At 71.0% G+C, this 24,784-nt stretch carries 23 protein-coding genes and 2 pseudogenes; 13 read left to right on the forward strand and 12 right to left on the reverse strand.

Translation table 11 applies throughout. The features are described 5' to 3' along the window. From BM041_RS28930 to BM041_RS28940, 3 genes and pseudogenes are all read right to left on the reverse strand, one after another. A pseudogene (locus BM041_RS28930) lies at window positions 1-296 on the reverse strand (IS4 family transposase); the annotation flags it as partial. Between the two features lie 83 nt (window positions 297-379). After that, complete coding sequence (locus tag BM041_RS28935) at window positions 380-1,489, reverse strand: 5-methyltetrahydropteroyltriglutamate--homocysteine S-methyltransferase (protein WP_092963449.1); 1,110 nt, start codon at window positions 1,487-1,489, stop codon at window positions 380-382. A gap of 115 nt (window positions 1,490-1,604) precedes the next feature. Then, window positions 1,605-2,336 carry a GntR family transcriptional regulator gene (locus BM041_RS28940; RefSeq protein WP_175534242.1) on the reverse strand — a complete coding sequence of 244 codons (732 nt, stop codon included), beginning with the start codon at window positions 2,334-2,336 and terminating at the stop codon, window positions 1,605-1,607. A gap of 128 nt (window positions 2,337-2,464) precedes the next feature. On the opposite strand from BM041_RS28940, the gene BM041_RS28945 reads away from it, so the two are divergent. Beyond that, entirely contained in the window at window positions 2,465-3,298 is an 834-nt protein-coding gene (locus tag BM041_RS28945; protein WP_092963453.1) for an alpha/beta fold hydrolase, read from the forward strand. A gap of 9 nt (window positions 3,299-3,307) precedes the next feature. Here BM041_RS28945 and BM041_RS28950 read toward each other — a convergent pair whose 3' ends face one another. Continuing rightward, window positions 3,308-4,552, reverse strand: coding sequence for an Hsp70 family protein (locus BM041_RS28950; protein WP_092963455.1), 1,245 nt, complete (start codon window positions 4,550-4,552; stop codon window positions 3,308-3,310). A gap of 67 nt (window positions 4,553-4,619) precedes the next feature. After that, window positions 4,620-5,285, reverse strand: coding sequence for a GntR family transcriptional regulator (locus BM041_RS28955; RefSeq protein ID WP_245762310.1), 666 nt, complete (start codon window positions 5,283-5,285; stop codon window positions 4,620-4,622). A gap of 149 nt (window positions 5,286-5,434) precedes the next feature. Here BM041_RS28955 and BM041_RS28960 point away from each other — a divergent pair, with 149 nt between their 5' ends. The 8 genes from BM041_RS28960 to BM041_RS28995 all read left to right on the forward strand — a co-directional run bounded on the left by BM041_RS28960 (window position 5,435) and on the right by BM041_RS28995 (window position 15,070). Beyond that, on the forward strand, window positions 5,435-6,325 hold the full coding sequence (locus BM041_RS28960; RefSeq protein WP_092963459.1) for a VOC family protein: 891 nt from the start codon (window positions 5,435-5,437) through the stop codon (window positions 6,323-6,325). Window positions 6,326-6,333: 8 nt separating this feature from the next. Further along, the gene (locus tag BM041_RS28965) at window positions 6,334-7,845 is read left to right on the forward strand and encodes a bifunctional 3-(3-hydroxy-phenyl)propionate/3-hydroxycinnamic acid hydroxylase (protein ID WP_092963491.1); all 1,512 of its coding nucleotides are present in this window, start codon (window positions 6,334-6,336) and stop codon (window positions 7,843-7,845) included. Next, window positions 7,842-8,687 carry a fumarylacetoacetate hydrolase family protein gene (locus BM041_RS28970; RefSeq protein ID WP_092963461.1) on the forward strand — a complete coding sequence of 282 codons (846 nt, stop codon included), beginning with the start codon at window positions 7,842-7,844 and terminating at the stop codon, window positions 8,685-8,687. The genes BM041_RS28965 and BM041_RS28970 overlap by 4 nt, the downstream gene beginning before the upstream one ends. Before the next feature lie 28 nt (window positions 8,688-8,715). After that, the gene (locus BM041_RS28975; RefSeq protein ID WP_092963463.1) at window positions 8,716-9,702 is read left to right on the forward strand and encodes a Bug family tripartite tricarboxylate transporter substrate binding protein; all 987 of its coding nucleotides are present in this window, start codon (window positions 8,716-8,718) and stop codon (window positions 9,700-9,702) included. 97 nt (window positions 9,703-9,799) lie between these two features. Further along, complete coding sequence (locus tag BM041_RS28980) at window positions 9,800-10,126, forward strand: hypothetical protein (RefSeq protein WP_092963465.1); 327 nt, start codon at window positions 9,800-9,802, stop codon at window positions 10,124-10,126. Between the two features lie 173 nt (window positions 10,127-10,299). Then, complete coding sequence (locus tag BM041_RS28985; RefSeq protein ID WP_092963467.1) at window positions 10,300-12,894, forward strand: DNA translocase FtsK; 2,595 nt, start codon at window positions 10,300-10,302, stop codon at window positions 12,892-12,894. A 41-nt stretch (window positions 12,895-12,935) separates the two neighbouring features. Further along, the gene (locus BM041_RS28990; protein WP_092963469.1) at window positions 12,936-13,484 is read left to right on the forward strand and encodes a histidine phosphatase family protein; all 549 of its coding nucleotides are present in this window, start codon (window positions 12,936-12,938) and stop codon (window positions 13,482-13,484) included. 110 nt (window positions 13,485-13,594) lie between these two features. Beyond that, window positions 13,595-15,070, forward strand: a complete 1,476-nt coding sequence (locus tag BM041_RS28995; RefSeq protein ID WP_092963471.1) for a hypothetical protein — start codon at window positions 13,595-13,597, stop codon at window positions 15,068-15,070. Between the two features lie 15 nt (window positions 15,071-15,085). Here the strand turns inward: BM041_RS28995 and BM041_RS29000 are convergent, their stop codons facing one another. Then, window positions 15,086-15,445: an MmcQ/YjbR family DNA-binding protein gene (locus BM041_RS29000; RefSeq protein ID WP_092963473.1), complete on the reverse strand. Its 360-nt coding sequence runs from the start codon at window positions 15,443-15,445 to the stop codon at window positions 15,086-15,088. Between the two features lie 116 nt (window positions 15,446-15,561). Between BM041_RS29000 and BM041_RS29005 the strand changes: the two genes are divergently transcribed. Beyond that, window positions 15,562-16,176, forward strand: coding sequence for a DUF4412 domain-containing protein (locus BM041_RS29005; protein ID WP_092963475.1), 615 nt, complete (start codon window positions 15,562-15,564; stop codon window positions 16,174-16,176). A gap of 2 nt (window positions 16,177-16,178) precedes the next feature. Then, window positions 16,179-16,730, forward strand: coding sequence for a hypothetical protein (locus tag BM041_RS29010; RefSeq protein WP_092963477.1), 552 nt, complete (start codon window positions 16,179-16,181; stop codon window positions 16,728-16,730). Between the two features lie 133 nt (window positions 16,731-16,863). Here BM041_RS29010 and BM041_RS29015 read toward each other — a convergent pair whose 3' ends face one another. The 5 genes from BM041_RS29015 to BM041_RS29035 all read right to left on the reverse strand — a co-directional run bounded on the left by BM041_RS29015 (window position 16,864) and on the right by BM041_RS29035 (window position 21,811). After that, complete coding sequence (locus BM041_RS29015; protein ID WP_092963479.1) at window positions 16,864-17,790, reverse strand: dihydrodipicolinate synthase family protein; 927 nt, start codon at window positions 17,788-17,790, stop codon at window positions 16,864-16,866. 38 nt (window positions 17,791-17,828) lie between these two features. Further along, a complete protein-coding gene (locus BM041_RS29020) occupies window positions 17,829-18,884 on the reverse strand; it encodes an Ldh family oxidoreductase (protein WP_092963481.1) in 1,056 nt (351 codons plus the stop codon). Window positions 18,885-19,060: 176 nt separating this feature from the next. After that, the gene (locus tag BM041_RS29025) at window positions 19,061-19,936 is read right to left on the reverse strand and encodes an amidohydrolase family protein (protein WP_092963483.1); all 876 of its coding nucleotides are present in this window, start codon (window positions 19,934-19,936) and stop codon (window positions 19,061-19,063) included. A gap of 7 nt (window positions 19,937-19,943) precedes the next feature. Then, entirely contained in the window at window positions 19,944-20,909 is a 966-nt protein-coding gene (locus BM041_RS29030) for a tripartite tricarboxylate transporter substrate-binding protein (protein WP_092963485.1), read from the reverse strand. Further along, window positions 20,906-21,811 carry a substrate-binding domain-containing protein gene (locus BM041_RS29035; protein ID WP_175534243.1) on the reverse strand — a complete coding sequence of 302 codons (906 nt, stop codon included), beginning with the start codon at window positions 21,809-21,811 and terminating at the stop codon, window positions 20,906-20,908. The genes BM041_RS29030 and BM041_RS29035 overlap by 4 nt, the downstream gene beginning before the upstream one ends. A 131-nt stretch (window positions 21,812-21,942) precedes the next feature. Here BM041_RS29035 and BM041_RS29040 point away from each other — a divergent pair, with 131 nt between their 5' ends. Next, window positions 21,943-22,755, forward strand: coding sequence for an IclR family transcriptional regulator (locus BM041_RS29040; RefSeq protein WP_175534244.1), 813 nt, complete (start codon window positions 21,943-21,945; stop codon window positions 22,753-22,755). A gap of 26 nt (window positions 22,756-22,781) precedes the next feature. Here BM041_RS29040 and BM041_RS29045 read toward each other — a convergent pair. Then, window positions 22,782-23,444, reverse strand: a pseudogene (locus BM041_RS29045) (IS5 family transposase). Between the two features lie 387 nt (window positions 23,445-23,831). Between BM041_RS29045 and BM041_RS29050 the strand changes: the two are divergent. After that, on the forward strand, window positions 23,832-24,784 hold a 953-nt coding region (locus BM041_RS29050; protein ID WP_175534245.1), incomplete at its 3' end, for an FG-GAP-like repeat-containing protein.

Genomic DNA, 24,784 nt, shown 5'->3' on the forward strand with positions numbered 1-24,784 from the left:
AGCCGCGCCACCAGCGCGGCGAGGAAGCCCGCCGCCTGGTTCAGCCGGTACTTGACGCCGGGATTGCTGAGCTCGGCGATCCCCCGCAGCGCCGCCCACGCCGCCGTCTGCCGCAACGACAGCCCGCCCGGGCCGCGGGCGAGCGCGATCCGCAGCAAGCCGGCGCCATCCACCACCTCGCGCCGCCGCTGGATCGCCTTCGTCTCCAGCGCCAGCGCGTCGAGGTCGAGACCCGGCGGGAGACGCGCCAGCAACTCCGGAAACTGATCGTGCAGGGCAGGGGTCGGATCGGACATCCGCCCCCAGAATCAGATCCAACCGCGTCGGGGCAAGACCTATTTTAGCGCGTATGGGGGAGACCCCCCTGGACCATCTTCGGTTACAGGCTCTGCCAGACGTCCTGCGCCACCTCGACGCAACGGGACAGCTTCGCCCACTGCTCCTCCACCGTCAGCGTGTTGCCCTCCTCGGTGGAGGCGAAGCCGCATTGCGGGCTGATGGCCAACTGGTCGAGCGGCGCATACTTCGCGGCCTCATCCAGCCGGCGCTTCAACAACTCCTTCGTCTCCAGGTCGCCGCGCTTGGAGGTGACGAGGCCGAGCACGACAGTCTTCCCCTTCGGCAGGAAGCGCAGCGGGGCGAAGCTGCCGGACCGCTCGTCGTCATATTCCATGAAATAGGCGTCGACATTGATGCCGTTGAACAGCACCTCCGCCACCGGGTCATAGCCGCCCGACGCGATGTGCATGGACCGGAAATTGCCGCGGCAGAGATGCATGGACACCACCATGTCCTTCGGCCGGGCATCGATGGCGCGGTTGATCAGCGTGGCATACTTGCCAAGCAAGCCCTCCGTCTCCTCGCCTCGCGCCTTGAGGCCCGCGATCTGCTCGGGATCGCAGAGATAGGCGATGTTCACCTCATCGAGCTGCAGGTAGCGGCAGCCCACGCCGGCGAAATCCGCGACGGCGGCGGCATAGGCATCGCCGAGATCGGCGAAGAAGCCGTCCATCTCCGGATAGGTGTGGCTGTCCACCGCGCGGCGGCCACCGCGGAAATGCAGGACCGACGGGGACGGGATCGTGATCTTCGGCACGGCGCCCTGCGCATTCCGCGCGAGGAAGGCGAAATCCTGCACGAAGGGATGCGGCTTGTAGCTGATGCGGTCCGTGACCTTGAGGCCATAGGCCTTGGTCTGGCCGCCCTTGAACTGGATTCCCTGGTCGCTTTCGTACATGTCCACGCCGCCGAGCCTGGCGAGGAAGTCGAAATGCCAGAAGGCGCGGCGGAATTCGCCATCCGTCACGGCCTTCAGGCCGATCGCCTTCTGCTGCGCGACGACATCGATGATGCAGCGATCCTCGATCGCCCGCAGCGCTTCCGCCGTCATCGTGCCGGCGGCGCGGGCAGCGCGGGCCTCGCGCAGCTCCATCGGGCGCAGCAGGCTGCCGACATGGTCGGCGCGGAAGGGGGGAACCTGGCCAGGCATGGCGTTTCCTTCGTTCAGGGGTGGAAAGGGGCCGGGGCGGTCATGGGCACTGCATGCCATTGCATGCAGCGGGCGACCGCGCGGGGATGGAGGCAGGCGGACATCGCGCGATCCCTCACGCGACCGGGTCCTTGAAGGCGATCAGGGCGGCCAGGCCCTCGGCCTCCCCGGAATCGAGGATCAGGCGCAAATTGCGCCGGGCGTTGTCGGCATGCTCCCGCGCCAGCGCCTCCGCCCGCATCCCCTGCCCGGCTTCCAGCGCCTCCACCAGCAGATGGTGCTGCTGGTGGGCGAAGGTCAGCAGGCGGTGGCGCTGCGGCGCGCTGCGCGGGCTGGGCACCAGAGCGGAGGCGCTGGCGAAGGGCAGCGCCTCCACCGCCGCGATCGCGCGCCGCAGCGGTTCGTTGCCGGCGGCCTCCGCGATGGCGGCGTGCAGCGCGGTGTTCATGCCGCTGTAGGCGTCGAGCGCTTCCTCATCCAGCACGCCGCGCGCCAGCGCCGCATCGCCCTGGTCCAGCGCCTCATGCAGCCGCCGCGCCAGGCCGCGGGAGACGCCGTGTTCCGCGACCAGCCGCGCGGCCATGCCCTCCAGCTGCCCGCGCAGCGCGACCGCGTCATCCACCTCCCGCACCGTGAAGGCGCGCACGGCGAAGCCGCCGCCCGGCGCGGGCACGGCGAGCCCCTCGGCCTGCAGGGCGGAGAGCGCGAGCCGGATGGGGGTGCGGGACATGCCGAGCGCCTCCGCCAGCGGGATCTCCGCCAGGCGGTCGCCGGCGCGCAGGCGGCCGGTGAAGATGCGGGCGCGCAATTCGATCAACGCGCGCGCGGCCTGGCCGGTGAGGGACATGCGGTTCGATCCTGGACGCGGATCGATTACACCTTGGTTATGCTGCATGCAATGGTGGGTCCAGCGCATGCAATTCCGGCCAAGGGCCGCGCGGGCTAGGCTGGGCGCAGGACGCCCAGGAGCCCGCCATGACCTTCACCGCACCCCCCCGCCGCCGCGGCGTGCTTGTCCGCCCGGATTGCCGCATCGCCTATGAGGTGACGGGCACCGGCCCCGCCTTGGTCTTCGCCCATGGCCTGGGCGGCGGGCTGATGTCCTGGTGGCAGCAGGTCGCGCATTTCGCGCCGCGCTATACCTGCGTGGCCTTCAGCCATCGCGGCTTCTTCCCCTCCTCCGCCCCCGAAGGCGGGCCGGACCCGAAGGATTACGCGGCGGATCTGGCGGCGCTGGTGGATGAACTCGGCCTCGGCGATATCCGCCTGGTCTGCCAGTCCATGGGCGGCTGGACCGGCGTGGAATACGCGCTGCTGCGCCCCGGCCGCGTGAAGGCGCTGGTGCTGGCGGCCACCACCGGCTCCCTCGATGCCCGGCAGGTGGATGAGGCGACGCGCGCGCGGCTGGAAGCCTGGAACGCGCAGCACGCGGATACCCGCGCCGGACTGGCATCGCGCAACATCCTGGCCGCCGGCGGCGCCGCCATGGCGGAACAGCGCCCGGCGCTGCACCACCTGTATTCGCAGATCGATGCGCTCAGCGTGGGGCTGGACAAGGAAGCCGTGCGGAAGCGGCTTTATGACCAGCGCCGGCGCCACCCCGCGGACCTCGCCGCCGCGGGTTGCCCCGTGCTGTTCCTGCCGGGCGGTGATGACGTGGTGCTGCCCCCCTTCGCCGGCGCGGCGATGGCGCCGTTGATCCCGGGCGCGCGGGTGGCGAGCATCCCGGTCGCGGGCCATTCCGCCTATTTCGAACACCCGGCCGCGTTCAACGCGCTGGTGGACGCCTTCCTGGCGGAGGTCGGCTGACCGCGGCGGTCAGGCGGCGTCTCGCCCCAGCAGCGCCAGCCCCTCCGCCACCGAGACGAATTCGCCGCCGGTGACGAGCTTTTCCGCCCCGAAGCGCGCGGCGAACAGGGCCCTCACCGCCGGCACCAGGGATGTGCCGCCGGTCAGGAAGACGCGGTCCACCGCACCGGCCTCGACCTTCGCATCGGTCAGCGCGGCATCGACGGCCGCGGCGATGCGGGCCAGCTCGGGCGCGATCCAGCCCTCGAAATCCGCGCGCCTGATGGGGGCGGCGATGGCGAGATCCTCGTGGCTGAAGCGCAGGACCACCTCCTCCGATGCCGAGAGCGCGGCCTTGGCGGCGGAGACGGCGCGATACAGCGCGTAGCCGGCCTCGTCCTTCACCAGGCGGACCAGGTTCTCCAGCTGCTCGGGATGCTCCGCGGTGCGCATCACCTCCGCGATGTCGCGCATCGTCTTCGGCGCGCGCATCAGGGACAGCAGGTGCCAGCGGGCGAAGCTGCTGAACCAGGCCGGCGGGATCGGCAGCGGCTTGCCCATGACGCGATAGGTGCCGCCCTTGCCGAGCAGCGGGGAGATCACGTTGTCGATGATGCGATAGTCGAAGGCATCGCCCGCCACGCCGACGCCCGCATGGCCCAGCGCGGTGACGCGCGCGGGCGGGCCGGGGTCGAAGCGCAGCAGGGAGAAGTCGCTGGTGCCGCCGCCGAAATCCGCGACCAGCACGGTGGCGGGATGGTCGAGCCCGGCGGCGAAGCGCTGGCCCGCCGCGGCCGGTTCCAGCGCCACTTGCACATCGGGCAGCCCCGCCGCGGCGAAGGCGGCGCGCAGCCGCGCCTCCCCCAGCGCGTCATCGGCACTGTCGCCCACGAAGCGAACGGGCCGGCCGACGACGATGCGCGCGCCGGCGAGGTCCGCCGCGAAAGGCTCCAGCAGGTCGCGCAGGAACAGCGCCACCAGCCCCTCCAGCCCATAGGCGCGGCCGAAGATGCGTGTCTCCTGGAAGCTCTTCTGCGCCAGGTAGCTCTTCATCGACATGATGAGGCGGCTGTCGAGCGGATCCTCGAGATAGGCCTCGATCCCCCTCGGCCCCGCCGCATGCCGCGTGACGCCGGCGCCATCCGCCCAGAAGCAGAGGACGGAGCGGAAGACGTCATCCGTCGCGTGGCGCAGCACCGTCGCGGTGCCATCCGGCCGGAGCGCGGTGACGACGCTGTTGGTGGTGCCGAAGTCGATACCGATGACGGGTTGCATGCTGCGCCGCAAAAATGGTCAGGGCGGGTTGAACAGCCTGGGGACGGCGGTGGCAAGGGCGGCGCGGTCAGTCCCGCTTCGGGAAGATCGACTCATCCTCCAGGATGATGCGGGCGGTGGCGGTGTAGTGCGCGGTCAGCAAGGCCACCGCCCCATCCGCATCCCGTGCCAGCACCGCGTCCTGGATGGCGCGGTGCTCGGCTTCCACATCCCGCATCGGGAAGGCGCGGATGGCGGCCAGCTTGCGGTAGCGCTGGTGGCGGTCCGTCAGCTGGTCGCAGAAGCCGATGAGCCAGCGCGATCCGCAATGCCCCACCAGCGTGCGGTGGAAGTCGCGGTGCCGCGCCTCCCAATTCGGGTCATCCGGCCCGCGGGGGGTGCGGGACAGGCGATGGCCGGCCAGCAGCACCGCTTCCTCCCAGGCCGGGGTGGCGGCCGCCATCGACTCGCGCAAGGCGCGCTCCTCCAGCCAGCAGCGCGTGCGCGTCAGCTCCATCAATTCGTCGACGCTGATGCCGGGGACGGTGAAGCCGCGCTGGTCCTCCGCGGAGACGAGGCCATCCGCGGCCAGGCGGTTCAGCGCCTCCCGCAGCGGGGTCTGGCCGATCTCGTAGCTCTCCATCATCGCCTTGATGGCGAGGCGCCGGCCCGGCAGCAGCCGCCCGCCGAGGATGTCGGCGCGGATGCGTTCATAGACGCTGGTGGCGTGGGTCACGCCGCGTGAGGCGCTCACCGCGGCCGCTCCTGCTGACATGACATACAAAGGGCTCCGTGTCGGCTAAATATATACATTGGGGTTTACTTCCGGCGCAATATGCACCAACCATCGGGCAACAAGGGTTGGAACCCGGTGCCCCAGGCGCCGGGCGGATGGAGCGGCCGATGAGCGGATTCCCGGTGACGGCGCTGCGCAGCGTGGATCTGCTGGTGCCGGACCTCGCGATGGCGGAGCGCTTCTACACCACCATCTGGGGCCTGAAGGTCGCGGCGCGGGGCGGCGGATCGGTGTGGCTGCACGCCACGGGCGATGACCATCACGTGCTGGCGCTGCATCCCGGCGCCCAGGCGGCGATCCGGTCCGTCACCTTCCGCGCGGCGGATGCGGGCGCGCTGCACCAGGTGTTCGGCATGGCGCTGGCGGAGGGGGCCTCCGTGCTGGCCGCGCCGGCCACGCTGGAGGAGCCGGGCGGCGGCATGGCCTGCACGCTGCGCGATCCGTCGGGCTTCGTCTTCCGCCTGGTCGCCGGCGATGAGCGTCGCGCGCCCGATGCGCCATCCCGCGACACGCCGGACCGGCTGGCGCATGTGAACCTGAACTGCCGCGACGTGGACGCGACCGCGCGCTTCTTCGAAGCCGGGCTCGGCTTCAGGCTCGCGGATCGGTCGAAGCTGATGGCCTTCGAACGCTGCAACAGCGACCACCATGCGGTGGTGCTGGCGGAGGCGCCGCTCGACGGCCTCAACCACGTCGCCTTCAACATGCCGGGCTGGGAATGCGTCATGCGCGGATCGGGGCGCATGATCGATGCGGGGTTCCCGCTGGCCTGGGGCGTCGGGCGCCACGGGCCGGGCGACAATGTCTTCGCCTATTTCATCGATCCCTTCGGCATCGTCATCGAATACACGGCGGAGGTGGAGCAGGTGGGGGACGACCATGTCGCGCGCGGCCCGTCCCACTGGACCTGGCCGCCCGGCCGCACGGACCAGTGGGGCATCGCGCCGCCCAAGCCGGAGGCGACGAAGAAGGCCCAGCTCGCCATCCGCTTCGCGTGACCACGCCCATGCATCACGATGTTGTCGTCATCGGCTTCGGCCCCTCCGGCGCCGTCGCCACCGCGCTGCTGGGCCAGCAGGGGTTCAGCACGCTGGCGATCGACCGTGCGACGGCGGTCTATGACAAGCCTCGCGCCATCGCGATCGACCATGAGATCATGCGGATGCTGGACAATCTCGGCGTGGCCGAGGCGGTCCTGCCGCACACCGCGCCCTTTCCGGCCAGCGAGCATTTCGGCGCGCAGGGCCAGCTGATCCGGCGCATCGACATGGTGCCCGCGCCCTATCCGCTTGGCTTCACGCCGACCATGGTCTTCACCCAGCCGCCGGTGGAGGCGCTGCTGCGGGCCCATGCCGCGGCGATGCCGGGCGTCACGGTCGAACTCGGCACGGCGCTCGTCGGCATCAGCCAGGATGCGGATCGCGTCACGCTGCGCCTGCGGGATGCGGCGGGCGAGCGCACCGTCACGGCGGACACCGTCATCGCCTGCGATGGCGCGTCCAGCTTCACCCGCAACGCGCTCGGCATCGGCTTCGAGGACCTGGTCTTCGACGAGCCCTGGCTGGTCGTGGACCTCCTCGTCGAGCAGAGCGGATTGCGGAAACTGCCGCAGAATGCCGCGCAGTTCTGCGACCCTGCGCGCCCCATCACCTACATCGTGGGACCGAACAACCATCGCCGCTTCGAGATCATGCTGAACCCGGGCGAGGACCCAAGGGCGATGCAGGAGCCGGACGCGGTCTGGGCGCTGCTGGCGCGCTGGCTCTCCCCCGGCGATGCCACGCTGTGGCGCGCGGCCAGCTACCGCTTCCACGCGCTGGTCGCGGCAGAGTGGCGGCAGGGGCGCGTCTTCCTCGCCGGCGACGCCGCGCACCAGCAGCCGCCCTTCATCGGCCAGGGCATGTGCCAGGGGCTGCGGGATGTCTCCAACCTCGTCTGGAAGCTCGCGGCGGTGCGGGATGGCGCGGCGCCCGCGCTGCTCGACAGCTACGCGACGGAACGCGCGCAGCATGTCCGCACGCTCACCGCGCGCATCAAGAAGATCGGCCAGCAGATCTGCCAACGCGATCCCGAAGCGGCCGCCCTGCGCGATGCGGGGCTGATCGCGCAGGGCGGCGGCAGGCCGCCCGTGGTGACGCGGCAGGAGATCGTGCCCCCGCTGGAGACCGGCTTCCTGGCCGATCCCCCGCACCCCGCCCAGGGCACGCTCTTCCCGCAGCCCTTCATCCGGCAGGGCGATGACTGGGTGCTGATGGACCGCGTCATCGGCCATGGCTGGCGCGTCGTCTCGATCGATGAATGGCCGGGCGCCACCCGCATCAAGGCATCCGGCGCGGAAGGCCCGGGGCTGGAGGAACGCGACGGCATCGTCGCCGCCTGGTTCGCGCGCCATGGCGTGCGCGCCGCGATCATCCGGCCCGACCACTACGTCCATGGCGTCGCCGCCGATGCGGCAACGCTCAACCATCTGCGCGCGGCGCTGTCGGCCGTTCTGCATCCCGTGAAGGAAATCGCATGAAGCTCGCCACCTTCCGCCATCAGGGCCGCACCAGCTGGGGCGTTGTCGGCGATGGCGTCATCCATGATGTCGGCGCGGTTCTGCCCCAGTTGCTGGATTTGAAGTCGGCGATCGCGGCTGGCGCGCTGGATGCCGCGCGCGATGCGGCCGCGGGGGCGCCGACCATCGCGCTGGACGCGATCGAATGGCTGCCCGTGATTCCCAATCCGGAGAAAATTCTCTGCATCGGGCTGAACTATGAGGAGCACCGGAAGGAGACGGGGCGCAGCGTCGTCGGCAACCCCACCATCTTCACGCGCTTCGCCAACAGCCAGGTCGGGCACCTCGCACCGCTGGTGCGGCCGAAGGTGTCCACCGATTTCGACTACGAAGGCGAGTTGGCCGTCATCATCGGCACCTCCTGCCGCCATGTGTCGAAGGACGACGCCTTCGCGCAGGTGGCCGGCTATGCCTGCTACAATGATGGCAGCGTGCGCGACTGGCAGCGCCACACCCACCAGTTCACGCCCGGCAAGAATTTTGTCGGCACCGGCCCCTTCGGCCCCTGGATGGTGACGCCCGACGAACTCGGCCCCATCGGCCCCCAGCGCCTGCAGACCCGCGTCAACGGCCAGGTGGTCCAGGACGCGAAGCTGGAGGAAATGCTGTTCGATATCCCGACGCAGATCGCCTACTGCTCCACCTTCACGCGGCTGGAGCCCGGCGACGTCATCGCCACCGGCACGCCGGGCGGCGTCGGCGCCAAGCGCACGCCGCCCCTCTGGATCAAGCCCGGCGACGTCGTCGATGTGGAGATCGAGGGCGTCGGCCTGCTGACCAATACCGTCGCCGACGAAACCTGAATCCAGTCCAGCAAGGGAGGACCATCCAATGACGCGAAACCGCGCAACCCTCACCCGCCGCACGATGCTGGCGGCCATGGCCACGCTGCCCGGCCTGCCGGCGCTGGCGCAGTCCGACTGGCCGCGCCGGCCGATGCGCATCATCGTGCCCCAGCCCCCCGGCGGGAACCTCGACATCCTGGTGCGCGCCATCGCGGAGGGGCTGCGCCAGGATCTCGGCCAGCCCGTGGTGGTGGAGAACCGCGCCGGCGGCAACAGCGTGATCGGGCTGGAAGCCTGCGCCCAGGCGGCGCCGGACGGCACCACCTTCTGCGCCGTGAACATCGAGGTGATGACGACGATGCCGCATGCGGAGCCGGAGCTGTTCGCCCGCTTCGCCTCCATCGTGCCGGTCACGCAGCTCGCCACCGCGCCCTCCGTCCTCGTCTCCTCCCCCGGCGTGCCGCCGGGCACGCTGAAGGACGCGGTGGCCTGGGCGCGCGGGCGGCGGGACGTGAACTACGGCTCCTCCGGCGTCGGCTCCGCGCAGCAGCTGCTCTATGAATGGCTGAAGGCGAAGGAGGGCATCGCGATGGAACACGTGCCCTTCCGCGGCATCGGCGACGCGATCCGGGAGACGGTCGCCGACCGCGTGCAGTTCAGCTACTCCGCCCTCGCGCTCGCCATGCCGCAGATCCGCGCGGGGCGGCTGCGGCCGCTGGCGATGCTGGGGGCGACGCGGCATCCGGAACTGCCGGACACGCCATCCATGCGCGAACTCGGCTACGACTACCCCTATGGCGGCGCCTGGTGGGGCCTGTCCGGGCCGCCGAACCTGCCCGCCGCGATCCAGGATGCGATGGCCCGCGCGGTGCGGGCCGTGGTGACCAACGAGGATTTCCGCGCCCGAATCCTGGCGCCGAACTTCTTCAACGGTGTCGGCAACACGCCAGCCGAATTCGCGGAGATCATCACCCGCGAACGCGCCGCGGGGGTGGAGCTGGTGCGGCTGTCGGGCATCGGCCCGGCCCGCTGAGGGCGCGACGGGGGGTGGCCCACCCCCCCGATTCGCGGTATTTGCGAACGAAGCGCGAACATGCTACTGGGTCTGCGAATCCGCAGGACAGAATCCCATGGCAGCCCGCAAGGCCCGCGCGCCGCGCCCGATCGACGCGGCCCTTCAACGCCTTCTCGCTTTGGCCGGCCGCGGCGTCGCGCCCGGCCGCATGGCGCGGGAGGTCGATGTGATCATCGCGGAATGGCGGCTGCTGGCGGAGGCGGATGAGAAGTTCGACCTCGCGGCCTCGCTGGAGACGCTGCGCGAACAGCTCGATGCCGGCGTCGGCGCGGCGGAGGAGCAGGTGGCCGATGTGGATGCCAGCGAGCCCGCCGCGGTGAAGCAGGCCAACGCCATGCTCTCCGCCCTCGTCGCGACGCGGGATGCGGCGCTGGCCGCCTGATTCTGGCCCTCAGTCGCCGGGCGCGCGCTTGGCTCGCCGCATAGGCGGCTGTCGCCGTTCGGCGCCTGGGACCGCCCCCGCCGCCCCCGCACACCCCGCACCCGGAAGCAAGACCGTGCAATCCGAGGCACTTCCGGTGTAGAGTTGCGTCCTGGGTTCAGGACAAGACGTTGATGCCGCGCACCGCCACTCCTCCGGCCGTGGGCGACCGGATCGCCGCCGCCGGCCGCCGCTTCGCCTCCCCCGCCGTCAAGGCCCTCATCCGGCGGCGGCTGGCGGAGCTGCTCGGCCTGGTGCTGGTCATCACCGGGCTGGTGACGGGGCTGGCGCTCGGCACCTATGACCCGGCCGATCCCTCCTTCTCCACCGCCACCAGCCGCCCGGTGGGCAATCTGGTCGGCGCGCCCGGCGCGCATGTCGCGGACATCCTGCTGCAGGGCTTCGGCTATGCCGCCTTCCTGCCGGTGGCCTGCATGATGACCTGGGCCTGGCGCCTGGCGGTCCATAAGGGGCTGAACCCCTTCGCGCTGCGCCTCGCCTGCCTGCTGGCCGCCCTGCCGATGCTGGCCGCGACGCTGACCCTGCTGCCCCTGCCGGATGCCGCGCCCGTCCATGCGGGCCCCGGCGGCGCCGCGGGGCCGGTGGTCGCGGATGCCGTGCTCGGGCTGCTGGGTGACCTGCTCGGCCCGGTGGGTGCCGGCATCGCCCATCTCGTGCTGGCGGGCTTCACCGCGCTCTTCACCTTCGTGGCGCTGGCGCTGACGCTCGGCGAATGGCGCCGGGCGGGATCGGCGGCCGGCAGCGTCGCCGCCACCGCCGCGGCCGGCGCCGGCCAGGCCACGCTGGGCGCCGCCCGCACCGCCGCCGCCGGCGCGCGCAAGGTGGGCGAACAGGTGCCGCCCGGCCTCCTCGTTCGCACCCTCACCTGGCCCTTCCGCGCCATCGGCGGCGCCATCCGCCGGCGGCGGGAACGGGAGACGCCGCTGGCGGAAATGCTGCGCAACGCGGATGAGGCCGCGGAGCAGGGCGTCGCCCCCGGCACCACCATCCGCCGGCGCGAACCCGTGCTGGACACGCCGGCCCGGCCCCGCGCCTTCGAACCGCCACCCGCGCCGGAGGCGCATGCGCCCCCCGCCCCCGTGCCGCCGCCGGTGGAGCCGCCGCGCCCCAAGGCGATGGTGCCGAAGGTCGCCGAACGCGCCCCCGCGCCGAAGCCGGCGCCGAACGCCCGGCAGGGCAGCCTCGACCTGCCCGACGGCACCTGGCGCTTCCCGCCGCTGTCCCTGCTGACCGCCCCCCCCACCCGCCGCGCGACGGGGCCTTCGGAGGAAGCGCTGCAGGGCAATGCGCGGATGCTGGAGACGGTGCTGGAGGATTACGGCGTCCGCGGCCAGATCAACCAGATCCGCCCCGGCCCGGTCGTCACCCTCTACGAACTCGAACCCGCGCCCGGCACGAAATCGGCCCGCGTCATCGGCCTCGCCGACGATATCGCGCGGTCCATGTCCGTCACCGCCGTCCGCATCGCGACGGTGCCCGGCCGCAACGTCATCGGCATCGAGATGCCGAACGCCCGGCGGGAGACGGTGCTGCTGTCCGAATTGCTGGGCGCGGAGGATTGGGCGCGCAATAACGGCAAGCTCAACCTGGCGCTCGGCAAGGATATCGGCGGCGCGCCGGTGATCGCCGACCTCGCCCGCATGCCGCATCTGCTGATCGCGGGCACCACCGGGTCGGGCAAGTCGGTTGCCGTCAACACCATGATCCTGTCGCTGCTCTACCGGCACAGCCCGGATGAGTGCCGCTTCATCATGATCGACCCGAAGATGCTGGAACTGTCCGTCTATGACCGGATCCCGCATCTGCTGGCACCCGTCGTCACGGAGCCGCCCAAGGCGATCGGCGCGCTGAAGTGGACGGTCAGGGAGATGGAGCGCCGCTACCGCGCCATGTCGCAGCTCGGCGTGCGCAACATCGCCGGCTACAATGAGAAGGCGGTGGCGGCCCGGGCGCGGGGCGAGGTGCTGACGCGCCGCGTGCAGGTCGGCTTCGACCCGGAGACCAACAAGCCGCTCTTCGAGGACCAGCCCCTCGCCCTCGAACCGCTGCCCATGATCGTCGTCATCATCGACGAGGTCGCGGACCTGATGATGGTCGCGGGCAAGGATATCGAGGCCGCGGTGCAGCGCCTGGCGCAGATGGCGCGCGCCGCCGGCATCCATGTGATCATGGCGACGCAGCGCCCCTCGGTCGATGTCATCACCGGCACCATCAAGGCGAACTTCCCGACGCGCATCAGCTTCCAGGTCACGTCGAAGATCGACAGCCGGACGATCCTGGGGGAGATGGGCGCGGAGCAGCTGCTGGGCCAGGGCGACATGCTCTACATGGCCGGCGGCGGCCGCATCAGCCGCGTGCACGGCCCCTTCGTCTCCGACCAGGAGGTGGAGGATGTCGTTGCCTTCCTGCGCGACCAGGGGGAGCCGCACTACATCGAGGAAGTGACCGAGGTCGAGGAGGATGGCGATGGCGATGGCCCGCCGGGCCTGCTGGGCGGCAATACCGATGCGGAAGGCTCGCTGTATGACCAGGCCGTCGCGCTGGTGACGCGGGAGGGCAAGGCCAGCACCAGCTTCGTCCAGCGCCACCTCAACATCGGCTACAACCGCGCCGCCAAGCTGATCGAGCAGATGGAGAAGCAGGGCGTGGTGGGCGCCGCCAACCATGTCGGCAAGCGGGAAGTGCTGGCGCCGGGGCCCAGGGATTAGGGTCTTCCGGAACCGGCGCGCGCGGCCATGTCCGGGGCGCCATGACGCCCCGCCGCGCCCTTCCGTTCCTCCTCCTCGCCCTGCCCCTTCCCGCGGCGGCGGAGGAGGCGGCCTGGCAGGCGTTGCGGGAGGGCGGCATCGTCCTGTTCCGCCACGCCATCGCCCCCGGGGGCGGGGACCCGCCCGGCTTCCGCCTGGGTGATTGCGCGACGCAGCGCAACCTGGACGACACCGGCCGCGCGCAGGCGCGGCGCATCGGCAATGCGCTGCGCGGCGCCGGCATCGCCGTGGGGGCGGTGCTGGCCTCCGAATGGTGCCGCACCACGGAGACGGCCGAACTCGCCTTCCCCGGCCGCGTCCAGGCAGCGCCCGCCTTCAACTCCTTCTTCGCGGACCGCAGCACCGCCGCCCCGCAGACCGCCATGGCGCGGGCCATCCTGCTCGGCTGGCCGGGGCCCGGCGCGCTGTTCGTCAGCACGCACCAGGTCAACATCACCGCCCTGACCGGCATCGTGCCGGCCTCTGGCGAAGGGGTGGTGCTGCGGCGGCAGGGCGATGCGCTGGTGGTGGCCGGGCGCATCCGGCCGTGATGGGCCGGACCAGGCCTCATCCCTTCACATCGACGCGATCGGGATGCGGCCGGGCACGCCGCCCGCCGCCATTGGCAACTCCGTAAACCCTTCAGCGGCAGGAAGGGGTCATGACGCAGATTCATGGCCGCCCCTGGACCACCCTCGACGATGCCTCCCTCGCCGCCGTCGCCGGCGGCACCGGGGCCACCGTCGCCACCCCGCAGACCGCTGACGATGAGGAGACGGAGGTGCAGGCCGGCGCCCGCCTGTCCAGCCCGACGGTCGCCGCCGGCCGCGTCGCCGCCGGCGACCAGGTCTCCTCCAGCATCGTCGTGAACGGCGTGACGCTGCAGGCCGACGCGGGCTGGGGCGCGGCGGCGGGCTACCAGGTGACTCCGACCGGCGCCAGCGCCGGGGCCGGCGCCGGGGCCGGTGCCATTGCCAGCGGCAGCGTGACCGAAGGCAACGTCACCACCAGCGTGACGCTGGCGGCCGCCGCCGGGGCGCAGGTGACGGCGGAGGCCGGCGTGAACGGCATCGCCTCCGGCGCCATGGCCGGCATCGGCGGCACGGTGTCGGTGCGGGTCTCCACCGCGCATGATCTGGGCCACGGCACCACGGCCACGACCTCCACCACCACCGAGGTCGGCGTCAGGGCGATGGGCGAGGCGGCGGTGGCGATCGGGTCGCGCGGCGTCCAGACCAGCGCGGATGTCTCGGTCGGTGCCTATGCCTCCGTGACGGCGGCGGCGTCGATCGGCGGGCAGCAGGGTTCCGGCACCGTCAGCGCGGGCTATGTCGATCCGGGCTCGGCGGGTGTCGGCGCGCAGGCCGCGGCCGGCTACCAGGACGGCCAGGTGACGCTGGGCGTCAGCGGCGAAATCGCGCTCGGCATCGGCGGCGTCAATATCGGCGTCAGCGGGACCGTGGATGGCAATGCCGTGGCGGAGGCGGCCACGGAGGCGGCCGTCATCGCCCAGGCGCGCGCCCTGATCGCGGCGGAGAACGCGGTCGCGGCAGCGCGGGAGGGCGCCCAGGCGGCGGAGGCGGGCGTGCTGCAAGCGGGGGTCGCCGCGGAGGCGGCGGAGAGGCGCCTGGACACGCTGAAGGAGCAGGCGGACAGCATGACCCGGATGGCCGGCCCGATGGCCCGCGCCATGGGCGATATCATACGGGCCAGGATCGAGCGCAGCGAAGCCGCGGTCGAGCAGGCCTACGCCGCCATCGGCGCGGCGGCGGCGGCGGCCGAGAACACGCAGGCGACGCTGCGCGCGGCGGAAGCGGCCCATCGTGAACTGACCAGCGGTGCCAGCGAGGCGGTGATCCAGACGGCGCAGCGGATCGTCGCGGCGGAGCGTGCGGCAGAGCGCGCGGCGGCCGAGGCCGCCGCGGAAGCCGAACGCGTGGCGGCCGCGGCTGCGACGGAAGCGCAACGCGTGGCAGCCGCGGCGGCGGCGGAGGCGCAGCGCGTGGTGGCTGCGGCCGCCTCCACCGCGACCCAGGCGGCCAGCACCGTCACCAACGCCGCGAGCAGCGTCGCCAATACCGCGAGCAGCGTCGCGAACAGCGTCGGCAAGAGTATCGGACGGGCGTTCAGAATCTGACGCGGCCCGCTGCCCTCAGACGGCGGACGCCGCCCGATCCTGCGCGACGGTGGCCGCGATGCGCCGCGGGGCGACGAGGGAGAAGCTGCGCCGGACCAGGGCCGTGACCTCCGCCCAATCCACCGCGCCCGCCAGCCGCATGCCGACCCATCCCTTGTGGCCGAGATAGGGGGGGCGGAAGAAGCGGTCGGGGGCCGCTTCCAGCAGGATCTCCTGGCTGCCCTTCGGGGCCTTCAGCCAGACGGCATCGTCCTGCACCAGGGCGAAGATCTTGCCGCGGATGCGGAAGGTCGGCGTCTCCCAGGTCTCGATCTCCTCGGCGTCGGGAAGGGCCAGGCAGATGCGTCGCAGCCGCGTGATCGGGGATGGGGCCATGCGGGCGATGATATCGCCACGACACGGGGTGGTGAAACAGGCCGAAACGCGGCGCGCTTGACCCCCCGGGTGGCCGGGCCGACGGTGCCGCCCTGATCGGACCGGGAAACACCGCCATGCGCCGCCCGCTGCTCGCTGCCCTGCTCAGCCTCTGCGCCCTGCCGGCGCTGGCGCAGGATCGGCCCGCGCTTTACCCGACGCGCGATGTCGCCGTGACCTATCGCATCACGGGCTCGCAGGCGCGGCAGGCCGGGCCCATGCAATCCCTCACCATCGCCTGGCTGGCGGCGGCGCAGACCATGCGGATGGACATGGCGGGCATTGGCTACATGATCGCGGACCACCGCAACCAGCGCGGCTTCATGGTGGTGGAGCAGGCGCGGATGATCATGGATGTGCCGATGCAGCAGGCCCTGCAGCAATACGGCCCCACCGAGAGCGCCACCTATCGCCGCACCGGCACGGACACCGTGGCTGGCATCGCCTGCACCGTCTGGAGCTTCGAGGATCGCGGCAACAACGGCACGGCCTGCGTGACGAATGAGGGGGTGATGCTGCGCGCACAGGGTGGCAGCCAGGGCCAGTCCGGCGGGATGGAGGCGACGCAGGTGGCCTTCGGCGCGCAGGATCCCGCCCGCTTCGCGCGCCCGCAGGGCTACCAGAGCATGCAGGTCCCGGGCGGCGGCCAGATGCCGATGGGGCGTCCCCCGGCCGGCGCCGTGACGAAGTAGTCATGCGCGGGCTGGTCATCGTGGCGCTGCTCGCCGCCAACCCCGCTGCCGCGCAGCAGGCGCCGCTGCTGGTCCCGTCGCGCGATGTCGCCATCACCTATCGCGGCACGGGTGGTGCCGACCAGGTGACCATCACCATGGCCTGGCTCGCCGCGCGGAAGATGGTGCGGATGGAGATGCCGGGCGTGGGCTGGTCCGTCGCCAATCACGGTACCACGCCGCCCAGCGGCTTCATCGTGATGGAGGAGGCGCGGCGGGTGATGGACATGCCGGCGCAGGTGCTGAACCGGCAGGTGGGCGCGCCGCTCGATGCGCGTTTCGTGCGGGAGGGTTCGGACCGCGTGGCCGGCACGGCCTGCACGATCTGGCGCTACCAGTCCGGCGCGGATGAGGGCCGCCTCTGCATGACCGCCGATGGCATCATGCTGCGCAGCCAGGGCAGTTTCGCCGGCCAGTCCGGCGGCATGGAGGCCACCCAGGTGTCCTACGCCCCCCAGGACCCCTCCCGCTTCGAGGTTCCCCAGGGCTACCAGCGCGCCGCCCCGCGCCGGTAGAGGCGGGGTCCGGGGGGCGCCACGCCCCCCGGCGGAGCGCGAGGCAGCGCCTCGCACTTTTCATGCCCTCAATCGCCGGGCGCGGCCTCGGCCGGCTTTGCCGGCCGCAGGTGGCGTCCTGCGGCCGCTGGCGTCACACCTTGGCGCGCGGGTCGTGCTGCGCGAGGCGCCCCAGCAGGTATTCCACCTCCGCCACCGCCTTCGCCGAGAGCATCCCGCCCGGCTTGCGCTGTGCGTCGCTGGCGATGATGCCGCGGCGCTTCATCACGTATTTCCGCACCGCCAGGCCGAGGCCGAATTGCTGCTCATACCGGATCAGCGGCAGGTGGGCGTCGAACAGGTCATGCGCCGAGTCGCGCTGCCCGGCCTGGAGCTTGCCCACGACCTCCACCAGCATATCGGGGAAGGCGTAGCCCGTCATGGCGCCGTCCGCGCCGCGCTCGACCTCGAAGTCGATGAAGAGGCCGCCATTGCCGCAGAGGATGGAGATCGGCCGCAGCGATCCCTCCGCCTGCCAGGCGCGCAGCGTGGAGATCTTTTCCAGCCCCGGCCAATCCTCGGCCTTCAGCATGACGCAGGAGGGGTTGTCGGTGACGATCCGCTTGATGACACCCGGCGTCATCTGCACCTGGAACAGCAGCGGATAATCCTGCAGCACGAAGGGGACATCCGCGCCGATCGCCTCCACCGCCTGTCGGTAGTAGGTGACGATCTGGTCGTCGGTGCGCAGCGTGTTGGGCGGCGCGATCATCACGCCCGCGGCGCCGGCATCCATCGATCCGCGCGCCAGCGCGCGCATGGCGGCGAAGCCGGGGGCGGAGACGCCGACGACGATGGGGATGGAGGCGCGCTTGATCATGCGCGTCGCGATGGACAGCGCCTCCGCCTGGTCGAGCTTGGGTGCCTCCCCCATCACGCCGAGGACGGTGATGCCGGTGGCGCCGGCTTCCATGAAGAAGTCCGTCATCCGGTCCGTGCTGGCCTCATCCACGCGGCCGTCATCGTGGAAGGGGGTGGGGGCGATGACGTAGACGCCGCTGGCGGTGTGGTCGAGGGCCATGAGGTGGGGTCGCTCCGCGAAAGGTCAGGACAGGATGGTCAGCCTTGGGCTTGTGGCATCGCCACGCCCAGCTTGCCAGCCGGGCCTTCCAGCGCAGCCAGGATGCCGGGGGCCAGGCGCAGGCCCTGCGCCACCGCATCGCGGCGGTGAGCGAGGCCGGATTCGCCGGGAAGGCGGACCTTGGCGATGCCGGGGCGCGGCGTGGCGGCGCGGCAGGCGGCGGCGGTGTGGCCGGTCTGCCGCGTGAAGGCGTCGATGCCCGCGAAGGCGTTGGGGTCGATGAGTTGCAGCAGCACGCTGGCCGTCTGGCCCTTCGGTGCGTCGGCGCGGCCATAGCCGGACAGGCCCTGGGTCAGGGCCTCGTTCATCAGGGCCCAGGCGTAGCCCTTCTGCCCGTGGTCAAAGCCGCCGGCGGGCAGCAGGCTGCCGCCGGCGGACAGCACGGCGGGATCGTCGGAGGGATTTCCTTCAGTATCCTGGAGCCACGGCGCCGGGTAGCGCCTGCCCTGCCGGAGCAGCGTGTTGGCCATGTTGATGGTGGTGATGGAGGCGCTGACATCGAGCATCACGGGATCGCCGCCCGTGGGGAAACCGGCCGCCACCGGATCGGGAGAGAGCACCGCCTGCCGCGCGCCATGCGGCGCCACGGCCTTCGCCCCGGGCGCGGAGGAGTTCAGCACCAGCATGCACCCCGCATCGGTCGCGCGCGTCAGATAGGCGGCGAGGCAGCCGATATGGTGGCTGTCGCCGATGGCGATGGTGACGGTGCCGTAGGTGCCGACACGCTCCAGCGCCAAATCCAGCGCCCGGTGCACGAGCCAGGCCCCCGGCAGGCGCCGGCCGTTCCAGGTGACGCAGGCGCCGAGGTCCCGCACCACCTCCGGCCCGCCCTCCTTCCGCATGGTCCCGGCTTCGAGGTCATCGAGGTATTTCGGCAGCAGCGCCAGGCCATGCGTGACATGGCCGAGCAGGTCGGACTCGACCAGCGTGCGCGCGACGGCGCCGGCCTTGTCGGCGTCGAGGCCCGCGGCCTCGCAGAGCGCGGTCGCGAAGGCGATCAGGGCGGCCGGATCGTGGCGGGGCGTGTCGGGCATGGGCGCGAGTCCTGGGGTTGGTGGCGCGGGCGATTCAGGGAAAGGCGCCGCCTTTCCCTGACCCTATCCGCCAGGAGGCAGAGCCTCCTGGACCATCGTCAATTGCTCCCGGTCCAGGGTCCGGCTGGACCCTGGCGAGGGGGGTATCGGGGGGAGCAGCGCTCCCCCCGGGCCGATCAGAACCCGAACAGCCGCGCCGGATTCTCCACCAGGATCTTCTGCCGCGCCGCCCCGTCCGCCCAGTCGCCCAGCAGGTTGAACAGCTGCACGGAACCGACAAGATGCGCGAAGGACAGGTGCGGGTAGTCGCTGCCCCAGATGATGCGGTCGGGCACGGCTTCGACCAGCGCGCGCGCCATCGGCGCCGCGTCCGCGTAATCCGGCGGCGTCGCCATGCGGTAGGTGCCGGTGAACTTGGCGTAGCCCTGCACCTCGTCGCGCTTCAGCACGTCGATGAACGCGCGAAAGCCCGGCTGATCCGGGCCGTCGGAGGCGAGAAACATGCCCATATGCGCGACGCTGAAGGGCACCGTCAGGCTGGCCAGCACCGGCAGCAATTCCGCCGTCAGCCAGCCCGGGCCGAGGAAATCCAGGTGCCAGCCCAGCTCGCGGCAGCGCGCCTCCAGCCGCCGGATGCGCGGCAGCATCTGGCGGGAGAAGCCATCGATGCGCGGCTTCACGGGCGAATAGTTGATCCGCACGCCGCGCACGCCGATCGCGTCCATCTCGGCCAGCACGGAATCCGGCACATCCTCCTCCACATCGACGATGCCGCGGCAGCGCGCGATGCCCACTTCCTTCATCGCATCCAGCATGCAGGCATTGTCGCGGCCATAGGCGCTGGGCTGGACGAAGACGAAACGCTCCATGCCGAGATGCGCGGCGAGGTCGAGATAATCCGCCAGCGGCGCCTGCGGCGGCTTGTAGCGCAGCGGTTCCTCCGACGCGTAGGGGTACTGCCCCTCCGCGCCGAACACATGGAAATGCGCGTCGCAGGACAGCGGCGGCGCGCGGAAGGCAGGCGGGCCTTCCGCCTTGTGGTCGAGCGTCATGGGATTCCTATTCGGGCCTTACATTGGCGCGGGTGATGACGTCCTTCCACAGCGGCACCTCCCGCGCCAGATGCGCCTGCATCTGCTCGGGCGTGGAGTGGACGGGCGTGGCGCCGGCGGCGGCGAAGGCCTCCACCAGGCGCGGCTTGCGCAGCGCGGTCGCGATCTCCGCATTGAGGCGCGCGACGATTTCCGTCGGCGTCCCCTTCGGCGCCGCGATGCCCCACCAGTAGCTCATGTCGTAGCGCGGCACGCCGGCCTCGATGAAGGTCGGCACCTCCGGCAGCGCGGCCGCGCGACGTTCGCCACTGACACCGAGGCCGAGCAGCGTGCCCTGCCGCACATGCGCGACGCCGGAGGCGAGGCTCGCAATGGCCATGTCGACGCGCCCGCCGATCACCTCCGCGATCGCGGCGGCGACGCCGCGATAGGGCACGTGCAGCATCCGCGTGCCCGTCACGTTCAGCAGCAACTCCATCGCCAGATGCGCCGAGGACCCCTGGCCGCCGGAGCCGAAGGAGAGTTCGCCGGGCCGCGCCCGCGCCATGGCCACCACCTCCGCCACCGTCCTCGCGCCGAGGCTGGGCTTCACCAGCAGGATGGAGGGGCTGTCGGCGATCCGGCTGACCTGAACGAGGTCCACCAGCGGGTCATAGGGCAGCGCGGGATAGAGGCCAACCGACATGGCCAGCGAATTATCCGTCAGCAGCAAGGTCAGCCCATCCGGGGCGGAGCGTGCCGCGGCGGTGGCGCCCAGCGTCCCGCCCGCGCCGCCGCGGTTCTCCACCACCACCTGCTGGCCGAGTTGTTCCGTCAGCTCCTGCCCCACCAGGCGGGCGGAGGCATCGGTGAAGGACCCCGGCGCGAAGGGGACGATGATGCGGATCGGCCGGGCCGGCCAGCCGGATTGCGCCAGCGCCAGGCGGGGCAGGAAGGGCGCCGCCAGCAGCGGCAGCAGGGTGCGGCGGTTCATTCTTCTGTTCCTCCCGGTTGGCGGCCGATGGCCTGCCGCCAGCGTGCCAGCAGGCGCGCGCGGCGGGCAGGGTCCAGCAGTCGCGTAACATCATCATCCAGCGCGATGGGCGCGATCGGCCGCGGCGGCGGCTGCATCACGGGCCAGAAGCCGCCCTCCGCCAGCGCGGCCTGGCCTTCCGCGGACACCAGATGCGCCAGGAAGGCACTGGCGGCTTCGGGGTTGGCGGCCCGCTTCGGGATGAAGGCCAGCCGCGCCACCGCCGGCGCCGGCGCGGCGGAGGGCGCGATCACGGCCTGGCCGGCCGCTTCCGCCCGCAGCGCATAGGCGCCGAGCACATGGATCGCGAGCTGCCCGCCATGATTGACCAGGGACGGCGCGGAGCCCCCCAGCGCCGGGCGGCAGGCGGCCAGCGCATCCAGCCCGGCCTCGAAGCCGGGATCGTTCAGGCTGGCCTCCAGCAGGGCCAGGAAGCCCAGCCCATTCGCCTCGATATCCGGCATGGCGACCTGGCCGGCGAAGCGCGCGGGATCGGCACCGATCAGCGCCGCGATCTCCCCGAAGGTCCCCGCCGGGGCGGCCGGGCCGCGCAACAGGGAGAAAACGGGCTCCCGCGTCGTCGCCAGCGCCAGGCCGCGCCAGTCGCAGCCGGCCGGCAGGGCATGCGCCACGCCATGCGGCTCCGCATGGCCGTCCAGCACCAGGCCCATCAGCTGGTCCATGGCGCTGGACCAGTAAAGGTCCGGCATGACGCCGCCAGCGCCCCATTCGGCCAGATAGCGCTGGTGCAGCGCGGTGGAGATGCCGAAGACGAAATCGACCTCCACCGCCGGATGCCGGGCGGCGAAGCCCGCCAGCAGCGTGGCGCAATAGGGCCGTTCCGCCGCCGAGAGGATGGTCATCCGCCCCCTCACCATGCGGCGCACTCCGGCCCCTGCGCGGCCGCGCGCGTCCGCGCTATACGCTTCGCGAGAATGGTCGTTTTCTCCCCAAGATGGGCCGACGCTATCCACGCCCTTTCGGATTGTCCAGCATGACGGGATTTCCTTCGGAAGATGCGCGCAGCGCCAGCAGCCTCGAAAAGATGCTGGGGTTGCTCGACGTCTTCACCACCACCGCCCCCGCCTGGTCGACGGAGGCGTTGATCCGCCATTCCGGCACCTCGCGCTCCACCTGCTACCGCTACATCAAGGCGTTGCAGGCGGCGGGGCTGCTGACGCCGGTGGCAGGCGGGGCCTGGATGCTGGGGCCGCGGATCATCGAGTTGGACCGCACCATGCGGCATTGCGACCCGGTCACGGCGGGCGGGGCGCCGCCGATGCAGCGCCTGGCGGCGGAGACGGGGCATACCGGGCTGCTCTGCCTGCTGTTCAGCGACACGGTGATGTGCGTGGGCGATGCCCCCGCCCCCGGCGCGCCGGAGGGGCTGTTCAGCCGCGGCATGCGCCGGCCGCTCTTCGCCGGCGCCGCCAGCAAGGTGATCCTGGCGCATCTGCCGCCGCACCAGCTGCGCGCCCTGTTCGGCCGCCATCGCGCCGCCATCGCCGCCGCCGGGCTGGGCGCGGATTGGGAGAGCTTCCGCGCGACGCTGCGCGCGATCCGCGATGCCGGGCATTGCGTGACGCAGTCCGAATTCATGCCGGGCATCATCGGCATCGCCGCACCGCTGTTCAACGCGGATCGCGGCGTGCTGGGCAGCATCGGCATCGCCGCGCCCATCGCCAACGCCCCCGCCGCCACGCGCGGCCTGCTGGCGGAGCGCGTGATGCAGGCGGCGCGGGAAGCCTGCGACGCCATCGCGGAACAGCAGCCCGTCGCCGCGCTGCCGGCCCGCGCGGTGGGGTAGCCAGGGTCGGGACTCAATCAGGTCCATCAGGTGATGGCGGCGACGAGCGCGACGGCGGATGCGAAGTTGCGGGCGAGGCGATCGTAGCGGGTTGCGATGCGCCTGAAATCCTTCAGGCGAAAGAACATGCGCTCGATGGCGTTCCGGGCGCCGTAGCGGCTGGCGTCGAAGGGGGCTGGGTGCTTGCGTGTCGGCTGATTTGGGATGACGATGAGCGCGCCGCCGAGGGCGGCCTGTTCGCTTAGGGCGCGAGCGTCGTAGCCCTGGTCTCCCAGGAAGACACGGCACGGCGGGGCCAGGCGCAGCAGGTCCGGCGCGACAGTGATGTCGACGACGTTGCCGGGGCTGAGCAGGAATGCTCGGGGTCGTCCCTGACCGTCGGCTATGGCGTGGATCTTTGTCGTGCGGCCGCCGCGCGAGCGGCCGATTGCCTGGGCCGCAGCCCCCCCCCTTTCCCCCCGCCGAGGCGCGCTGCGCCTTTACGGCGGAACTGTCGATCATCGCCACGTCGGCGGGACGCGCGTCCGCCAGCGCGTTGGAGATGCGCATCCACAGCCCGAGCGCAGCACGTGCACGATCCCACTGATGACGCGGCGATCGTCCATACGCCGGGCGCCGGGCTGGTTCCTCGGCAACAAGGGCTCGATCGCTGCCCATGCGGCATCGTCGAGCCAAGACTCCGACGCCATCGTTCCCATCCAAGCTGCGCCGGTCCGCGTGAATCAGAAACCCAGCACCGATTCCTAGCCATGAATGGGTTTCGACCCTAACCCGCAACGCACCAGTCAAACCCTGCAACTTCCACCCAAGGCCATCTGAGCCGTGGCCAACTCAAGCCTAACGGCATTGTTCACTACGTTGACAGACGCTACCCGGCAAACCAGCACACACTTCGCTTGACCTTGCATGATCTGCAAAACTCTACCGCTCACCGCAACTCGAAGGCGGGACTCTGAGATACGCTGCCAGGCGCTACCAGGCGCTACGGGGTAGCGGGGGCCGGAAAGCGGCTGGGCGGCTCGAGGATCCTCGTCGTTTTGTGGCTTTCGGCTGCTCGCACGGGAAACGAAGCTTCCATGTCATCGTCACTGGTCACCTTAGCACCCGCTTCCAACAATCCATTTGCTAGCATCGATATCGGTTTTTACGCGGCGCCTGCCTTCACCGACCTGGATGGAGACGGTGACCTCGACCTTGTCGTCGGCGCCTACAACGGCACTCTGGCTGCGTACCGCAACCAGAATGGCAGTTTCGCCGCATTCACCGCAAATCCGTTCGCCGGGATCGATGTCGGCGCGTTCAGCAAGCCGGCCTTCGTCGACCTAGATGGCGATCTCGACCTCGACATGGTGGTCGGCACCGGCAGCCACACGATTGTGGCCTACCGCAACACTAACGGTGTCTTTGCTGCGCTTTCCGCGAATCCGTTTGCCGGGATCGACGCCGGATTTCGAGTGAATCCAACCTTCGTCGACCTGGACGGGGATGGTGACCTCGATCTCATCGCAGGAAATGTCCACGGGACTGTGCTGCCGTATCGAAATACAGGCGGGAGCTTTGCAGCCTTCGACGTCAATCCCTTCCCAATCCAGGCCAACGAATTCCACAGTCGTACTTCGCCGGCCTTCGTCGACCTCGACAGCGACGGGGACCTCGATCTGGTGGTCGGCAACATTCAAGGAACGCTCCTTACCTACGAGAACCGCCACGGGACGTTCACGGCCATGGCCGACAACCCGTTTGCCAGCATAGATGTCGGCAAGAACGCTGCCCCGACCTTCTTCGACCTCGACGGCGACGGTGATCTCGACATCGTCGTTGGCACCTACTACGGCACCGTGCTGACCTTCGCGCTGGTTGTGCCCCCCGACATCACTCCGCCGGATACGACGATTGTCACGGCAGCCTTCTCCGCGGACACGGCAGCGAACGGAGCGACCAACACCGACTTTGTGACGAAGACCGCAGCGCAGACGATCAGCGGCACTCTGTCAGCCGCGATCGTGGCGGGGGAGACCGTCCATGTCTC

It is taken from the genome of Falsiroseomonas stagni DSM 19981 (assembly GCF_900114315.1).
GTDB lineage: Bacteria > Pseudomonadota > Alphaproteobacteria > Acetobacterales > Acetobacteraceae > Falsiroseomonas > Falsiroseomonas stagni.

What these genes read in the sequence shown, in the direction of transcription:
- BM041_RS28945 (WP_092963453.1), top strand. Translation starts at nt 2,465, where the DNA reads ATGACCTTCACCGCACCCCCCCGCCGCCGCGGCGTGCTTGTCCGCCCG.
- BM041_RS29005 (WP_092963475.1), top strand. Translation starts at nt 15,562, where the DNA reads ATGCGCCGCCCGCTGCTCGCTGCCCTGCTCAGCCTCTGCGCCCTGCCG.
- BM041_RS29015 (WP_092963479.1), bottom strand. Translation starts at nt 17,790, where the DNA reads ATGGCCCTCGACCACACCGCCAGCGGCGTCTACGTCATCGCCCCCACC.
- BM041_RS29030 (WP_092963485.1), bottom strand. Translation starts at nt 20,909, where the DNA reads ATGAACCGCCGCACCCTGCTGCCGCTGCTGGCGGCGCCCTTCCTGCCC.
- BM041_RS28960 (WP_092963459.1), top strand. Translation starts at nt 5,435, where the DNA reads ATGAGCGGATTCCCGGTGACGGCGCTGCGCAGCGTGGATCTGCTGGTG.
- BM041_RS28935 (WP_092963449.1), bottom strand. Translation starts at nt 1,489, where the DNA reads ATGCCTGGCCAGGTTCCCCCCTTCCGCGCCGACCATGTCGGCAGCCTG.
- BM041_RS29000 (WP_092963473.1), bottom strand. Translation starts at nt 15,445, where the DNA reads ATGGCCCCATCCCCGATCACGCGGCTGCGACGCATCTGCCTGGCCCTT.
- BM041_RS29040 (WP_175534244.1), top strand. Translation starts at nt 21,943, where the DNA reads ATGACGGGATTTCCTTCGGAAGATGCGCGCAGCGCCAGCAGCCTCGAA.
- BM041_RS29010 (WP_092963477.1), top strand. Translation starts at nt 16,179, where the DNA reads ATGCGCGGGCTGGTCATCGTGGCGCTGCTCGCCGCCAACCCCGCTGCC.
- BM041_RS28970 (WP_092963461.1), top strand. Translation starts at nt 7,842, where the DNA reads ATGAAGCTCGCCACCTTCCGCCATCAGGGCCGCACCAGCTGGGGCGTT.
- BM041_RS28950 (WP_092963455.1), bottom strand. Translation starts at nt 4,552, where the DNA reads ATGCAACCCGTCATCGGTATCGACTTCGGCACCACCAACAGCGTCGTC.
- BM041_RS28985 (WP_092963467.1), top strand. Translation starts at nt 10,300, where the DNA reads ATGCCGCGCACCGCCACTCCTCCGGCCGTGGGCGACCGGATCGCCGCC.
- BM041_RS28995 (WP_092963471.1), top strand. Translation starts at nt 13,595, where the DNA reads ATGACGCAGATTCATGGCCGCCCCTGGACCACCCTCGACGATGCCTCC.
- BM041_RS28980 (WP_092963465.1), top strand. Translation starts at nt 9,800, where the DNA reads ATGGCAGCCCGCAAGGCCCGCGCGCCGCGCCCGATCGACGCGGCCCTT.
- BM041_RS28965 (WP_092963491.1), top strand. Translation starts at nt 6,334, where the DNA reads ATGCATCACGATGTTGTCGTCATCGGCTTCGGCCCCTCCGGCGCCGTC.
- BM041_RS29020 (WP_092963481.1), bottom strand. Translation starts at nt 18,884, where the DNA reads ATGCCCGACACGCCCCGCCACGATCCGGCCGCCCTGATCGCCTTCGCG.
- BM041_RS29035 (WP_175534243.1), bottom strand. Translation starts at nt 21,811, where the DNA reads ATGACCATCCTCTCGGCGGCGGAACGGCCCTATTGCGCCACGCTGCTG.
- BM041_RS29025 (WP_092963483.1), bottom strand. Translation starts at nt 19,936, where the DNA reads ATGACGCTCGACCACAAGGCGGAAGGCCCGCCTGCCTTCCGCGCGCCG.
- BM041_RS28990 (WP_092963469.1), top strand. Translation starts at nt 12,936, where the DNA reads ATGACGCCCCGCCGCGCCCTTCCGTTCCTCCTCCTCGCCCTGCCCCTT.
- BM041_RS28975 (WP_092963463.1), top strand. Translation starts at nt 8,716, where the DNA reads ATGACGCGAAACCGCGCAACCCTCACCCGCCGCACGATGCTGGCGGCC.
- BM041_RS28940 (WP_175534242.1), bottom strand. Translation starts at nt 2,336, where the DNA reads ATGTCCCTCACCGGCCAGGCCGCGCGCGCGTTGATCGAATTGCGCGCC.